The 14,214-nt window shown below is 69.5% G+C and carries 16 protein-coding genes and 1 pseudogene; 8 read left to right on the forward strand and 9 right to left on the reverse strand.

Features of this window, described 5'->3' with window-relative positions; all coding sequences use genetic code 11:
• Positions 1–7: 7 nt before the first annotated feature.
• Positions 8–799 carry an N-acyl homoserine lactonase family protein gene (locus BMW35_RS00970; RefSeq protein ID WP_089667285.1) on the reverse strand — a complete coding sequence of 264 codons (792 nt, stop codon included), beginning with the start codon at positions 797–799 and terminating at the stop codon, positions 8–10.
• 53 nt (positions 800–852) lie between these two features.
• Positions 853–1,413 (reverse strand): annotated as a pseudogene (locus BMW35_RS00975) (DUF5694 domain-containing protein); the annotation flags it as partial.
• Here BMW35_RS00975 and BMW35_RS15200 point away from each other — a divergent pair.
• Complete coding sequence (locus tag BMW35_RS15200; RefSeq protein ID WP_143052119.1) at positions 1,303–1,722, forward strand: hypothetical protein; 420 nt, start codon at positions 1,303–1,305, stop codon at positions 1,720–1,722. The pseudogene BMW35_RS00975 and the gene BMW35_RS15200 sit on opposite strands and share 111 nt — an antisense overlap.
• A 52-nt stretch (positions 1,723–1,774) precedes the next feature.
• Here the strand turns inward: BMW35_RS15200 and BMW35_RS00985 are convergent, their stop codons facing one another.
• Positions 1,775–2,671 (reverse strand): winged helix-turn-helix domain-containing protein, encoded by an 897-nt coding sequence (locus BMW35_RS00985; protein WP_089667288.1) that lies wholly within the window; start codon positions 2,669–2,671, stop codon positions 1,775–1,777.
• A gap of 111 nt (positions 2,672–2,782) precedes the next feature.
• Here BMW35_RS00985 and BMW35_RS00990 point away from each other — a divergent pair, with 111 nt between their 5' ends.
• The 3 genes from BMW35_RS00990 to BMW35_RS01000 all read left to right on the forward strand — a co-directional run bounded on the left by BMW35_RS00990 (position 2,783) and on the right by BMW35_RS01000 (position 5,622).
• Entirely contained in the window at positions 2,783–3,547 is a 765-nt protein-coding gene (locus BMW35_RS00990; protein ID WP_089667289.1) for an SDR family NAD(P)-dependent oxidoreductase, read from the forward strand.
• Complete coding sequence (locus tag BMW35_RS00995; protein ID WP_089667290.1) at positions 3,544–4,548, forward strand: TIGR04024 family LLM class F420-dependent oxidoreductase; 1,005 nt, start codon at positions 3,544–3,546, stop codon at positions 4,546–4,548. Before BMW35_RS00990 ends, BMW35_RS00995 begins: the two co-directional genes overlap by 4 nt.
• Positions 4,549–4,650: 102 nt before the next feature.
• The gene (locus BMW35_RS01000) at positions 4,651–5,622 is read left to right on the forward strand and encodes a quinone oxidoreductase family protein (RefSeq protein ID WP_089667291.1); all 972 of its coding nucleotides are present in this window, start codon (positions 4,651–4,653) and stop codon (positions 5,620–5,622) included.
• 6 nt (positions 5,623–5,628) lie between these two features.
• Here BMW35_RS01000 and BMW35_RS01005 read toward each other — a convergent pair whose 3' ends face one another.
• Positions 5,629–6,306, reverse strand: coding sequence for a 6-hydroxymethylpterin diphosphokinase MptE-like protein (locus BMW35_RS01005; protein WP_089667292.1), 678 nt, complete (start codon positions 6,304–6,306; stop codon positions 5,629–5,631).
• 131 nt (positions 6,307–6,437) lie between these two features.
• Positions 6,438–7,553, reverse strand: a complete 1,116-nt coding sequence (gene folP / locus BMW35_RS01010; RefSeq protein ID WP_089667293.1) for a dihydropteroate synthase — start codon at positions 7,551–7,553, stop codon at positions 6,438–6,440.
• 90 nt (positions 7,554–7,643) lie between these two features.
• Between folP and BMW35_RS01015 the strand changes: the two genes are divergently transcribed.
• The 3 genes from BMW35_RS01015 to BMW35_RS01025 all read left to right on the forward strand — a co-directional run bounded on the left by BMW35_RS01015 (position 7,644) and on the right by BMW35_RS01025 (position 9,365).
• Positions 7,644–8,207 (forward strand): DUF8114 family protein, encoded by a 564-nt coding sequence (locus BMW35_RS01015; RefSeq protein ID WP_089667294.1) that lies wholly within the window; start codon positions 7,644–7,646, stop codon positions 8,205–8,207.
• The gene (locus tag BMW35_RS01020) at positions 8,200–8,946 is read left to right on the forward strand and encodes an RNA methyltransferase (protein ID WP_089667295.1); all 747 of its coding nucleotides are present in this window, start codon (positions 8,200–8,202) and stop codon (positions 8,944–8,946) included. The genes BMW35_RS01015 and BMW35_RS01020 overlap by 8 nt, the downstream gene beginning before the upstream one ends.
• 122 nt (positions 8,947–9,068) lie before the next feature.
• Positions 9,069–9,365: a HalOD1 output domain-containing protein gene (locus BMW35_RS01025; protein ID WP_177170749.1), complete on the forward strand. Its 297-nt coding sequence runs from the start codon at positions 9,069–9,071 to the stop codon at positions 9,363–9,365.
• A gap of 21 nt (positions 9,366–9,386) precedes the next feature.
• Here BMW35_RS01025 and BMW35_RS01030 read toward each other — a convergent pair whose 3' ends face one another.
• The 3 genes from BMW35_RS01030 to BMW35_RS01040 all read right to left on the reverse strand — a co-directional run bounded on the left by BMW35_RS01030 (position 9,387) and on the right by BMW35_RS01040 (position 11,684).
• Complete coding sequence (locus BMW35_RS01030; RefSeq protein ID WP_089667297.1) at positions 9,387–10,106, reverse strand: helix-turn-helix domain-containing protein; 720 nt, start codon at positions 10,104–10,106, stop codon at positions 9,387–9,389.
• 120 nt (positions 10,107–10,226) lie between these two features.
• Positions 10,227–10,682 (reverse strand): MaoC family dehydratase, encoded by a 456-nt coding sequence (locus BMW35_RS01035; protein ID WP_089667298.1) that lies wholly within the window; start codon positions 10,680–10,682, stop codon positions 10,227–10,229.
• A 63-nt stretch (positions 10,683–10,745) separates the two neighbouring features.
• Positions 10,746–11,684: a DMT family transporter gene (locus tag BMW35_RS01040; protein WP_089667299.1), complete on the reverse strand. Its 939-nt coding sequence runs from the start codon at positions 11,682–11,684 to the stop codon at positions 10,746–10,748.
• Between the two features lie 144 nt (positions 11,685–11,828).
• Between BMW35_RS01040 and BMW35_RS01045 the strand changes: the two genes are divergently transcribed.
• On the forward strand, positions 11,829–12,314 hold the full coding sequence (locus BMW35_RS01045; protein WP_089667300.1) for an Lrp/AsnC family transcriptional regulator: 486 nt from the start codon (positions 11,829–11,831) through the stop codon (positions 12,312–12,314).
• A gap of 1 nt (position 12,315) precedes the next feature.
• On the opposite strand, the gene gatE is transcribed toward BMW35_RS01045, so the two are convergent.
• On the reverse strand, positions 12,316–14,184 hold the full coding sequence (gene gatE, locus BMW35_RS01050) for a Glu-tRNA(Gln) amidotransferase subunit GatE (RefSeq protein WP_089667301.1): 1,869 nt from the start codon (positions 14,182–14,184) through the stop codon (positions 12,316–12,318).
• Positions 14,185–14,214 lie beyond the last annotated feature (30 nt).

Here is a 14,214-nt window from a genome sequence, read left to right on the forward strand (position 1 = left end):
GAGCCAGTCAGAACCGTTCTCTGAGCCGGTCCGCGTCGCGGGCCTCGTGCCCGCAGAACACGTCCGCGCCCGTGCGGCGAGCGAGGTCGCGGACGCGCCGGCGGCTCTCCCGCCAGTCCGCCACTGACGAGAGGAGACTGGTCGCCATCGGTACGCCGTCCTCGTAGTTCTCGCGCTGGTAGGCCTCGTCGCCCGCGACGACGACCGGGTCGTCGAGGTCGAGGTAGAGCCCGAGCAGTCCGGGCGTGTGCCCGGGAAGGTGGAGTAGGTCCAGTCCGGGGTAGAGCTGCCGGCGGTCGCGGTCCACCGAGACGACCCGCCAGTTCAGGTCCCGGTCGAAGTCCGACTTGAGGTACGCGATAGACCCCGTGTCGGTGGTCGCACAGCGGTACGCGTACTCCAGTTCGCGCTCGTGGACGTACACCGGGGTGTCGGTGCCCGCGAAGTGTCGCAGCCCGCCGGCGTGGTCGAGGTGGAGGTGACTCGCCACGACCGCGTCGACGTCTCCGACTTCGTAGCCGGCCTCGTCGAGCGCGGTGGGGAGCGTGCGCTCGTCGGCGTCGGCGTGGTTGAACGCCGAGAAGAGCGGGGCGGGCCAGTAGCCGTCGCCGGCCTCTGGGTGGCTGCCGGTGTCCCAGAGCACGGTGCCCGCGGGGTGGTCGACGAGGACGTTGTAGACGGGACACTCGACGAGCGCGTGGTCGGGCGCGGGGTCGTCGACGGACGCCATCGTCGACGAGTCGAGCATGTACGCGCGGTCGGCGGTGATGGTGCCGCGGTCGAGGAAGTGGACGTCCATGCCGACGGCATGGAGCCGCCGGGACAAAACTCCTGTTCCGAGTAGGGCGGTGGTCACGCCGCCAGAACCGGGATGGGGGTCACCGGGCAGAGCAGCGGCACGTTGCCGAGGAGATGCCGGAGGACGTGGACGTGTGCCAGGCCGACGGCGATAATCAGTCGGTCGGCGTCCGTGTCGTCGGCGACGAGGCGGAGGTTCTCGGCAATCCTGAGGTTGCGCTCGTACCAGCCGGTGAGCAGCCGCGCCCCGACGTAGCGGTCCTCGGGGCCGCCGAACGCCCCGGCGAAGTGCGCGTGGTCGCTGGCCCGGAGGTGGGCCTCGCGGTTGCACCACGAGAGGAACTCCGGGACTGTGGTGTCACTCCAGGCCGGGACGTGGTCGGGGTGCTCCGGGACGAGTGCGTCGGGGAGCGCCTCGCTCGCGGCGTCGATCTGCGTCTGGAGCCACTCGTCGTCGACCTCCCGGTCGAGGTGGGTAGCCATATCCATCAGTGAGTCGACGGCGTGTACGCGCTCGCGGCCGAGACGGTCCGCGAGCCGGTAGCCGATCTGGACGACCTCGCTGTGGCAGGTCGCTTCCGGGTTGTCCGCTCCCGGTCGCGGGGATTCGAACGTCGTCTGGTCGGCGTAGTCGCGCTCGCCGGTCCGGTAGTCGTCGTAGACGCTGTCTACGTGCTCCTAGTGGCGGTGGGAGCGCTCGACGCAGACGCCGTCTGGTTCGAAGTCAGCGAGACGAGTCGCCAGAGTCTCGAACTCTCGCTGGCGGTCGTCGGAAAGGATACCCTCGACGCGAGGGCTGTCGAAGTGGCTCGTGCCGAGCAACAGCACGCGCGTCTGTTCGGGGTGGGGCGTCGGCCAGTCGCCGTGTTGGTGTGTCGGTGTCACCCTCGACCGGACGGCGTCACCGACCGTAAATGTCTGTAGAATGCTACTTCTGTTGGAGGTGGAGTAGAACTCCGCTTCTATTCGGATTCTGTCACTCTCCGCGGACGTCGCCCACGTCGAGGTCCGCGTCGAAGACGAACGTCCGACGCTCGTCTCCCAGTGGAATGGGGAGCGCGATACGGACCGGGTCGTGGCTCTCGACGGTTCCCCGGCCCGTTCCGAGCCAGTCGTACTGCCACGTCGGCGTCTCGCGAACGTCGATACCGTGTTCGTAGTGGTAGGCCGCGACCCGAGGGTGCGAGAGCACCGCGGCCTGCACGGCGACGTTGAACCGCCCGCCGCAGCGGGGACAGTCGTGGAACACCATCCCCAGCAAGTCGCTGTCCGCGAGCCACTCGGGTGCGTCGTCGTCCTCCGCGTCCGCGAGGTGGAGCGTGCGCTCCGTCTCGTGGTAGCAGTTCCGGCAGACACCGGCGTCGTTCGCGGCGAACTGGATGTGGTTCCACCGGCCGACGAGCCCGGGGACCGCGTCGGCGTCGCTGCCCGCGAGCAGTCCCGGAGGCACGTCGGGGCTGGTGACGGACGCGGCACACTCCGTGCAGTCGATGCCGACGCCGTGGTCGCGGAACACCGCTTCGAGGTCACCGCCGCAGTCCAGACACTCGCCCTCGACCGGAACTGGGTCCATGTCCGCGTCCAGTGCGCTCGTGTAGCCGCCGGCGAGCACTGCGCCGACGAGCCGTTTCCCGGGCGGCAGTATCGCGTAGCCGTCGTCGCGTTTGGCGACGAACTGGCCCCGGAGCTCGCCGAGGTGATAGTTGAACCGGCCGGGGTCGTCGACGCCGACCGCTTCCCGGAGGGCCGAGAACGCCATTGGCCCGTCGGCGCGCTGGAGTTCCCGGAGAATCGCGAACCGCGTCTCGTCGCTGACCAGCGAGAACGCCGCGTCCGCGGTCAGTCGCTCGGTACGCGGGTCGTCGTCGCTCATAGTCGGTGTCAGGACGGGACCGTTCTTCAGCGTTCGGTCCGGCGACGAAACCCGCCGGGCGTTGCCAGTTGTTGACACAGTTTTATGCGGGGAGGCGGGGAAGTAGAGACCATGCCAGACAGATTCTCGGTCTCCGGGACGGCAGTCGTCACCGGAGCGTCCAGCGGTATCGGCCGAGCCGTTGCAGAGCGCTTCGCCGCCGACGGGGCCGACGTCGTGGTGTGTTCGCGCGAACAGGAGAACGTCGACCCGGTCGCCGAGGGCATCCGCGAGGACGGCGGCAGCGCGCTCGCCGTCGAGTGCGACGTCACCGACCGCGACGCCGTCGACGCGCTGATCGAGGCGACCGTCGAGGAGTTCGGCGGGCTGGACGTCCTCGTGAACAACGCGGGCGCGAGCTTCGTCGCGGGCTTCGACGACATCTCACCGAACGGCTGGGACACCATCATGGACGTCAACCTCGGCGGCACCTACCACTGCACGCACGCAGCCGCAGAACACCTGAAAGACGGTGGGGGTGCCGTGGTGAACGTCGCGAGCGTCGCGGGCCAGGAGGGCGCACCGTACATGAGCCACTACGCCGCCGCGAAGGCCGCCATCATCAACCTCACGCGGACGCTCGCCATCGAGTGGGCGGGCGACGACGTGCGCGTGAACTGCATCGCGCCCGGCTTCGTCGCCACGCCCGGGCTCGAAGCCCAGATGGGCGTCTCCGCCGACGATATCGAGCGCGAGGACGTGGACCGTCGCATCGGCGTCAGCGAGGAGATCGCGGACTCCGTCCGGTTCCTCGCGAGCCCCGCGGCGTCGTTCGTCGTGGGTGAGACGCTGACCGCTGGCGGCGTCCCGCAGGGCGAGGAGGTGCCGTCGCCGTGACCCGACACACCGTCCACCTGCCGGTCGCCGCGCAAGAGTCGCTCGGGGACTTCACGGACATCGCGGAGCGCGCCGAAGCCCTCGGCTACGACCGCGTCTGGTTCCCGGAGACCTGGGGTCGGGACGCCGCGACGACGCTCGCCGCCATCGCCGACAACACCGAGTCCATCGGCATCGGGACGAGCATCGTGAACACGTACTCGCGGAGCCCCGCGCTCGTCGGGCAGACCGCCGCCACGCTCCAGGAGCACTCCGAGGGCCGGTTCCGACTCGGCATGGGGCCCAGCGGCCCCGCCGTCATCCAGGGCTGGCACGGCGAGGAGTTCTCGCGGCCGCTGCGCCGCACCCGCGAGTACGTCGAAATCGTCCGGCAGGTGCTGTCCGGCGAGCAGGTCGACTACGACGGCGACATGATTCAGACCCGCGGCTTCCGGCTTCGTCAGGACCCGCCGGAGCCCGCGCCCGACATCGACGTGACCGGCATGGGGCCGAAGGCCGTCGAACTCGCGGGCCGGTTCGCCGACGGCTGGCACGCGCTCATGTTCACCGAGGACGGCATCCGCGACCGACTGGACGACCTCCGGCGCGGCGCTGATCTCGGCGACCGGGACGCCGACGAGGTCCAGACGACGTTCGTGCTGCCGTGCTGTGCGCTCCCTGACGGCGACGCCGCCCGCGACCTCACCCGCCAGCACCTCGCGTTCTACGTCGGCGGCATGGGTGACTTCTACCGGGACGCGCTCGCCCGTCAGGGCCACGAGGACGCCGCCGTCGCCATCCACGACGCGTGGCAGGACGGCGACCACGAGCGCGCCGTCGGCCTCGTCGACGACGACCTGCTGGACGCGCTCGCAGCCGCCGGCACTCCCGACGAGGTCCGGCAGCGCTTCGACGAGTTCGCGGCCATCGAGGGCGTCGACGCCGTCGCCGTCTCGTTCCCGCGTGCGGCCGACCCCGACGTCATCGACGCGACGCTGCAGGCGGTCGCGCCCGACGCCTGAACCGGCCGCTCCGGCGGCGAAGCGGCGCGTGCTGCCTGGAACGACCAGTGCGTTGCCCCGTGTTTGCCCTCCCTTTTCCGGCTGGCCGTCGTAGTCCGGAGCGTGCTAGCAATCGAAGTCTCCGAGTTCGGCGACGACAGTGTCCTCCAGCAAGTGGAGCGCGAGCAGCCCGAGCCCGGCCCCGGCGAGGTGCTGCTCGACGTCGAGGCCGTCGGCGTGAACTTCGCCGACGTGATGCAGCGCCGCGGCCACTACCACGGCGGCCCCGAGCCGCCCTACGTCCCCGGTATGGAAGCCGCGGGCACCATCGAAGCGACCGGCGACGGCGTCGACCGCGAGCCCGGCGAGCGCGTCGTCGCGATGCTCGACGGCGGCGGGTACGCCGAGTACGCGACCGCGCCCGCGCAGGCCCTCTTCGACGTGCCGGAGTCCATCTCGTTCGCGGAAGCCGCGGGCTTCCCCGTGCAGTTCCTCACGGCGTACCTCTGTCTCCACGACTGGGGCGGCCTCGACGAGGACGACGACGTGCTCGTGCAGGCCGCCGCTGGCGGTGTCGGGACGGCGGCCGTCCAGCTCGCGAGCAAGCACGGTGCCGAGGTGTACGGCACCGCGAGCACGACCGAGAAGCTCGAACTCGCAGAGCGACTGGGCTGTGACCACCCCATCAACTACACGGAGACCGACTTCGCCGAGGAGACGGCCGACCTCACAGACGGCGAGGGGCTGGACCTGATTCTCGACGGCGTGGGCGGCGACACCTTCCGGGAGAGCGTCGACGCGCTCGCGCCGTTCGGGACCATCGTCGCGTACGGCGCTGCCTCCGGGGAGCCGGGCACCGTCGACTCCGCGACACTACTGTTCGGGAACAAGTCCGTCGAGGGCTTCCACCTCGGTCGTGCGACCCAACTCGACCCCGAACGCGTGTTTGCGGCCGTTCCCGAGCTCTCGGCGATGCTCGCGTCCGGCGACCTCGAAGTCGTCGTCGGGCAGACGTTCGATCTCGCCGACGCGGTCGACGCCCACCGCGCACTGGAGAACCGGGAGACGACCGGAAAGGTCGTTCTGGAGCCGTAGCCCGGGTCACGGAACGGCGTCGATGCCGTCGCGGCGGCCGTCGAGGACGTCGAAATCGTCGCCGCGCAGCGTTTCGAGCCAGTACAGCAGTCGTTCGGCCCAGTCGAGCTTCTGGGCCTTCTCCGCGTCCACGTCGGGGTCGTCGAAGTCCCAGCCCGGGAACACCAGCGTCTCCGCGCCGAGGTGGTCGGCGAGGAACGCCGCCCGGTCGCCGTCCGTGAACCCGCCGAAGTTCCGGACCGGGCCGACCGGTTCGGCCTGCGTCGTCCCGAGGACGTGGTCGGTATCGAAGGTCGGGACGTGTTCGCGGACGGCCGGGACGTTGTCGCCGTGGGCGTGCGCCGCGACCGGCGTCCCCGATTCGGTGAGTCGGCGAGCAGTCTCCGGGTTCTTGTCGAGGTCTGTGACCATCAGGTCGGTGTCGACTCCCGAGTCGGTGAGGACGTCGACCGCCGTCGACGCGGCGAACACGCGGTCGGCGTCGGCCGCGAGCGCGGTTTCGTCGGCGAGTGACGGGGCACCCCCGGCGACTGCCACCGTCTCCCCGGTGCAGTCGAGACGAGCTACGTCGAAATCCCCGACGAACTCGGCGAGCACGTCTCGCGCCCGCTCGTCGCCGGCGCGGTCGTAGCCGAAGTCGTCGAGGACGGCGTCGTACACCGGCAGCCAGTCGTCGTACTCCATGGTGGTCACTACGCGACTGGAAATAATGAGGATTCCGTGGTCCGAGCCGAGACGCCCCGCAAAGTACCCCTACCCGACGGGGGTCCGGCTTCCATCTCCGCGTTTTTGCGCTGTCGGTATAAGCTTTCCCGTTAGTTACCGGCTTCCCGCAGGGTGGCCGCGAGGGCCCCGAGAACGCCGTTCTCGTCGGAGAGCGACCGGCCAGCCGCCCGAAGTTCGGCGGCCGTGCCAGCCACCACCACGGCGTCGGTGCCGGTGACCGCGAGCCCGGCGTCAGCGAGCGCGGCCCGGTCGTCGTCGTCCAGCCCTTCGACCTCGAAGGCGCGCGCGACGCCCGACGCCGCCGCCGCGCTGTCGCCGTCCACGTCGTCGACGTGGCGCTGGGCCTCCCGAACAGTCGTCACGTCCAGCTCCTCGGCGTGGTCGGTGCTCGCGCGCTGCCGCGTGAACTCGTGGCCGATGAGCGCCGCGTCCCGGGTCTCGGCCACGTCGTGGGTGCGAATCACGTGTGCGCCGCGTTCGACCGCCATCGACGTGGCGGCCAGCGAGACGGGCAGCGCTCCCTCGGTGTCGCGCCCGGCGACCTCCCGGAGGAAGTTCTTCCGGTTGATGGAGACCAGAATGGGGTAGCCGTACCCGCGGAACTCCCGCAGGCGGTCGAAGGTCTCCCGGTCGTCTTCGAGGGTCTTCGCCTCGCTCCAGCCGCCGAACGCCGGGTCGACGATGGTCTTGTCGGTGAAGCCGTTCAGGGAGAGCGCGTCGTAGATGTCGTCGACGTCCTCGACGGCCCCCGGGCGTTCGAGGTCCGGCGGACTCGCCATCTTCGCGACGGCCACGTCGTGGGCCTCGCATACCTCGGGCATCTCCGGGTCGGCGAACCCGCAGACGTCGTTGACCATGTCGAAGCCCCGGGAGAGCGCCTCGTCGGCGACCTCGCTGTACCGGGTCTCGATGGAGAAGACGGCGTCGCCCTCGACGCGCTCGATGGTCTCGATTGCCGTCTCCAGGCGGTCGAGTTCCTGGTCCGCGGTGAGCACGTCGAAGTCCTTGTTCGCGGACTCCAGGCCGACGTCGACGATGTCCGCACCCTGTCCGATGAGCTCTTCCTCGACGTAGGCCGCCGCCTCGTCGGGGTCGTCGTAGACGCTCGGGTCGTACGGCGACTCCTCTGAGACGTTCAGCACGCCCATGATGCGCGGCGGGTGGCCGTCGCCGATGGGCAGTCCGGCGGCGTCGACGGTTCGCATACCACTACGGCGGGGCGGCACGACCAAAGGTGGTGTGGAATCGGCGCTGGCTTCGGGCGTCTTTTGTGCGTGCGCGGCCAACTCTGGGCCATGACGAAGGTGAGCATCGGGTTCAGGGGGTGGCGTTTCGAAGAGAGCGAGGTGTTCGACGAGGACGGTGGCTACCGCCCGCTCCCGGAGATGGACGAGGACACTCGCGAGCGCATCGAGCGCATCCCGACGCTCTCCGGCCAGCCCTGCGACGTCTGCTATCTGGAGGACGAAGCCGGCGAGCGCGACTCGCGCAACGAGCCGACCGCGGTCTACGGCGAGCCCGGTGCCGAGGTGCTGGTCTGCGACGAACACGAGGCGACGTTCTACTACTGGTTCCTCGACGCGGGCGGCGACGCACACGAGGGAGAGCCCGAACTCCAGGACGCCTTCCACGAGTGGGTGGCTGCCGGGCACCGCGAGCCCGACCACTACGAGGGCCCCGACCACGTCGAGACCGACCCGGAGAACATCCCGGCACCGGACGCCGACGACCTCTACGGTCTCCCGGTGGACCTGCCGGAAGACGAACAGGCGCGCCTGGACCTCCTGGAAGGCCAGGACCCCGACGCCATCGACGGCGACCTCGACCTGGACGCCGACTACCCGACCGCCGATGAGTGACCGCGACGACGCAGGCGGCGACCGGACGCCGCCCGCAGTCGCAATCGTCGACGCGAAGACCTCCGGGAACGTCGGCACCATCGCTCGGGCGATGAAGAACTTCGGGTTCGAGGACCTCCTCCTCGTGGACCCGCCGTACCTCGGCCGGGACTCCGAGGCCTACGGGTTCGCGGGCCACGCCCGCGAGGACGTCCTCCCCGAGGCCCGCGAACTCACGTTCGACGAACTCGCCGCGGAGTTCCACACGGTCGGCTTCACCGCCATCACGAACGAGGACGCGACGAGCCACACGCGGTTCCCGTTCCGGACGCCCGCCGAACTCGGCGAGAGTCTGGCGGACGTGGACGCGCCGACGGCGCTCGTGTTCGGCCGGGAGCGCGTCGGCCTGACGAACGACGAACTCGCGCAGCTCGACGAGGTCGGCGCGATTCCCGCGAGCGCGGACTACCCGGTGATGAACCTCGGGCAGGCCGCGACCGTCGCCCTGTACGAACTCCGTGACCTCGCGATGCGCGAGACGCAACTCCCGGATATCGAACGCCACCGCGCCGACGAGGCGGAAATCGAGCAGTTCTACGAGCACGCCGCCGAGTTCCTCGACGCGGTCGACTACCCGGAGGAGAAACGCGAGAAGACCATGCGGATGCTCCGCCGGATGCTCGGCCGCACGCACCCGACAGGCCGAGAGATAAACACGGTCCACGGGCTGCTGCGGCGCGCCGAGAACCGAATCGAGTGACGCTCTCGTCGGCCCTCCACGGGTCCCTGAGCCGGTGTCAGTTCGGCCTGCCTTGAGCAGTAGGGACGGCACGTAAGGGTGTTCGCTCCCAAACCGGACTGTCGGACCGACCGTGAAACACGATGACTGATGCAAACTACGACGCCGGCGTGGGAACCGACGCTGACCCAGTGATACGCAGCCGCGAGCGCGGCGAGTCAGTCTCGGAGAGCGTAGTTCTCGCGGTCAGCGAGGCGACCGACACGGACCCTCTGGAGATGGCGCGGCTCGCGGACGTCCTCGACCCGGACGCCCTCGACGCGCTCTTCCCCGGTGACGACGGCACGGGAACGCTGTCGTTTCGCTTCAACGGCTGTGACGTGACGGTCCACTCCGACGGCTACACGGTCGTCTCGCAGTCAGACGGGGCACAGCTCTGAGAACGGTTCGGGGCGCGCCCGTCACTGCAGGTCGGGCGCTGCCGCACCGACCTGCTCGAAGAGGACACCGAGGAGCTTCCGCTCTGCGGTTCGGACGTGTTCGGCGAACGTCGCCGAGGAAATGTCGAGGGCCGCAGCGACGTCCTCGCCGGTGCAGCCGCGGGGCCAGTCGTAGTACCCCATCTCGAAGGCGGTCTGCACGACGTCGAGTTGCCGGTCGGTGAGATGCATACGGAGCGTCTGCCGCACTCCGGAGTTGCTGAACGGTGGGACGAGCGCCGACTTCTCGCGTTTCGTGACGAGCTCCAGGTCGGGGTTCTCGGCGAGGAACGCCTCGGTGACTGCCGGGGCGTCCCGGGTAGAGGGGATGTCCGCGACGATGCGGCCTTCACCGTCTCGGGCCCACACCGTCTGGGGCAGGGCACCGAGTTCGGCGAGTCGGCGGGCGGGGCAGCCACCGGACACGAGAAACTCCACGAGCGTGGCGTCCTCGTGTTCCACGAGGAGTTCCGCCTCGACCGTGTCGCGGTCCTCGACGAGGCGCTGGATGCCGTCCGCGTCGGCCCCGAGTACGGTGAAAAACTCCGCGTGCGCACCGTTCTGGCGCGGAATCATCTTCGCGAGGTCGAACGTACAGGAGGCCTCGGCGGACCCGCGGACGAACGGGTGCGTCGGGCTCTCCGTGCGGAACTCGACTTCGACGACCGTGTCCGCGTCACCGGGATGCGCCGTCCTGCTCATTGTTCTTCGACCGGGAGTTGCGCCGGTCCGCCGATTAGCCTTGTGGCCGTTTACCACAGTACTGGCGGGAGTGCTGTCTCCGGCGGTCGGAGGCAGCAGTCGTCGACGCCGCTAGACCAGTCACTCCCCGGGATTCCGGCGGGCGTAGAGCACGATGGGTTCCATCGTGAGCTTCGGGTCGCCGTCCTCGTTCGCGGTCGTGACGCGCGTCCGTACGGTGCCGCGGTCGGGCTTGCTCTCCGAGGGCGTCTTCCCCAACACGTCGACGGTGACCGACAGCGTCTCACCGGGGAGCGTGGGGTTCGGCCACCGGAGTTCGTCGACGCCGACAGCGCCGTAGCTCGCGGCGTCGGAGAAGTGGTGGTCGACGAGCATGCGCATCGTCATCGCCGTCGTGTGCCAGCCGGAGGCCGCGAGCCCGCCGAACAGCGACTCCTCGCGGGCGCGTTCGGGGTCGGTGTGGAACCACTGGGGGTCGTACTGTTCGGCGAACGCGAGAATCTCCTCGTCGGTCACGTCGTAGCTGCCGAACGAGCGCTGCTCGCCGACGGACATGTCCTCGAAGTAGTCGGTCACACGACCGGGGTTCGGCGGCGGTCGCGTTAGCTGTTGTGCCAGCGGCGGCGCGGTCCGGTGGTGCTAGCGGCTGACCTCGTCGGCGGTGTCGCGGACGACGGTGCCGACGTAGTCGTGTTTGACGAGCGCGAACCCGGCGAAGATGACGGCGAACCCAACGAGTGCGCGGGGGGCGACGACGTCGCCGAGCAGCAGCCACGCGGCGGCCGCGGCACCGACCGGTTCGAGGTAGGAGACGAGGTTGATTTCGGTCGCACCGACGCGGTCCAGCAGGACGAAGTACAGCAGGAAGCCGCCGGCCCCGGCGACCAGCGTGAGGTACGCGAGGCTGGCGAGCGCGGTGGGCGTCCAGTGGACCGCACCGAGGCTCTCGCCGCGAGCGCTAGCGCCGACCCAGAGGACGAGCGAGCCGACAAGCATCCCCCACGCCTCCAGTGTCTCGATCGGGAGGCCGCCGCCGGGGAGCTGGCTCGTGAGGACGCCACCGAACGCGAAGCTCGCCGCGGCGAGGAAGACCAGCAGGAGTCCGCCGAGGTGGACGCCGTTCGCACCGCTCGGGTCGGCGACGACGACGACGCCCGCGAGGCCGGCGAGCAGTCCGGCCGCTTGCGTGCCGTCGATGCTCGCGCCCTCGGAGAGTTTGGCCGCGAACCCGGCGGTCAGAACCGGTGCGAGGCTGATGACGATGGCTGCGATTGCGCCGGAGACGTGGCGCTCGCCGAGGTAGAGCGCGCCGTGGTAGATGGCGATGACGAAGACGCCGACGACGCTGACGGCGAACCACTCGCGACGGCCGCGGGGCCGCCAGCGATCGGTGGTGTGGGCGGCGTACGCGAGGACGATTGCGCCGGCGATGGAGTACCGGATGGCTGCGAACGACAGCGCCGGAATCTCGTGGAGGCCGACTTCGATAGCGACGAACGAGGTGCCCCAGATGGCCGCCAGCAGCACGAACAGCACGGCGGTAGGAGAGGTACCCAAGGAGGGTCGGTGAAAGCTCATGAAAACTCCAAACAGGCTGTAGTACTTTAGACTTATCTTCAAGAGTCGTGTCCGTATCGATTTTTCACATCAATACTGCTGCCTCGGTTGGGGGTGAGTCTCACTCCCACAGGCTTTTGTCCGCGCTCACCGACCGAACGCACGATGGACGAACGCGACGTCACACTCCTGAAGGCCATCGCCGACCTCGGCACCGGCAGCCCGGAGGCGCTCCACGAGGAGACGGACATCCCCGTCTCAACCATCCACTACCGGCTGAACAACCTCCGCGAGGACGGCGTGCTCACGAACGACCTCTACGACGTCGACCTCGACGCCGTCGGCCTCGACGTCACCGTCGTCCTCGAAGTGCTCACGAGCTACGACGGCAGCTACGAGGACGTCGCCGACGAAATCAGCACGATCGAGGGCGTCACCCAGACGTTCTTCACGATGGGTGAGACGGACTTCGTCGTCGTCGCTCGGCTCCCGGACTCCGACGAGGTCGAACGCCTCATCTCCGACTTCGAGGCCCTCGACCCCGTCGACCGGACGAACTCCACGTTCGTCATCGACCGCCAGAAGGACTCCCAGCGCGCCCTCGAGAGCTACAGCCTCGACAGCCTCCTCGAGGCGCTCGTCGACGAGTAAGCTACGCCCGCTGCTGAATCTCCTCGCGCAGCACCTCGCTGACGAGGTCGCCGTCCGCTTTCCCGCGCAGCGCGCCCATGCACTCGCCCATCAGTGCCGAGAACGCGCCCATGCCCTCGGCCTCGACCTGGTCGCTGTTCCGCTCGACGACCTCGACGACGGCCTCGCGGACCTCGTCCTCGGCGGCCGAGCCGAGCCCGAGTTCCTCCGCGAGTTCGGCGGGGTCGCTGTCCGGGTTCTCCGCAAGCCCACCGAGGAGCTCGGGGACGCCCTCCTGGGCCAGGTCGCCCTCGGTGACGAGCCCCAGCACACCCCGGAAGTGGTCGTCCGTCAGCTGGTTGACGGGCACGTCGTCCCGGCGGAGTTCCGTGACCGTCGACTCAAGCGTCTGCGCGGCGAGCGTCGCGTCGACGCCCGCTCCGACCTGCTCCTCGAACAGCGGCCACCGCCGGCCGTACGCCACCTGCTCGGCGAGCCCGGCGTCCAGCCCGAACTCGTCCTGGTAGCGCTCGACTTTCTCCGTGAGCAGTTCCGGCGTCGCCACGTCCGAGGGGTCCGGGTCGACGGGCGGCACGTCGGTCTCGGGGTACATCCGCGCCGCGCCCGGCAGCGGGCGCAGGTACCGCGAGGTGCCGTCGTCGTTCGCGCCCCGGGTCTCCTCCGGCACGCCCGCCATCGCCGTCTCTGCACGCTCTGCGACCGCCTCGATGGACTGCGCCGCGGTCTCCGGGTCGTCGGCGACGATGGCGACGGCGTCAGTCTCGCCCGCACCGACGGCCTCGCGGAGCGACGCCACTTCGTCCTCGGTGACGCCGTACGCGGGCAGTTCGTCGGTGTGGAAGATGCCGCCAGCGCCGTGGCGCTTCGCGTGGTCGGAGAACTCCGTGCCCAGTCGCCGGTCGTCCTGCAGCTCGCGGCCGACGAGCCCGTCGAAACCGAACAGGGGGACGGCGTGGACCTCGCCACCCGCATCGAGCGCACCCCGAATGACGCCAGAGTCGGTGTCGGCGAACACGTCCGTCACGTCCTGCGTCCCGCCGACGCTCGCGTCTCGCTCGTCCAGCTCGTCGGCGATGCCCAGCAGTTCGACCTGCCGGCGGACCTCCTCCCGCACCAGGTCGTCGATGTCGTCGAGGCTCTGGACGCCTTTCATCTCCACGCGCGCGCCCTCCGCGATGGAGACGTTCACGTCCTGCCGGATGGTCCCCAGCCCGCGCTTGACCTTCCCCGTCGACCGCAGCAACATCCCGATGCGCTCGGCGGCCTCGCGGGCCTGCTCGGGCGACGAGATGTCCGGCTTCGTCCCGATTTCGACCAGCGGGATGCCGAGCCGGTCCAGCGAGTACAGCACGCCGTCCTCGCGGTCCTCGACCCGCTGTGCGGACTCCTCTTCGAGCATCAGGTCCTCGATGCCGACAGGGCCCTCGCTCGTCTCGATAGCGCCGTCCTCGGCGACCAGCGACGACCGCTGGAACCCGCCGGTGTTCGACCCGTCGATGACGACCTTCCGCATCACGTGCGCGCGGTCGACGGCCGTCATGTCCAGCAACTGGGCGATTTCCATCGCGGCCTCCAGCGCCTCCTCGTCCATGCGGTGGGGCGGCTCGTCGTCGTCCTCGACGAGGCAGGTCGAGTCGTACGCGAGGTACTCGAACTCCCGCTCGACCTTGCTCTCCTCCAGCGCCGCCTCGTCTATTTCACCCAGCTCCGAGCGCGTCGGGTGGAGGTACCGCGTGAACGACCGCGTGGACTCCTCGGGCTCCCGGAGGTCGGTCGGGCACGCGCAGAACAGCTTGGTCGCCGTGTCCAGTTGCTGGTGGATTTCCAGCCCGGCGACCAGTCCCAGCTCGTCGTAGTCGAACTCGGTCATTACCCGACCGTGGGACGGCGAACGGTAAAA

Source organism: Halobacterium jilantaiense, from assembly GCF_900110535.1.
In the GTDB taxonomy this organism is placed as follows: Archaea; Halobacteriota; Halobacteria; order Halobacteriales; family Halobacteriaceae; genus Halobacterium; species Halobacterium jilantaiense.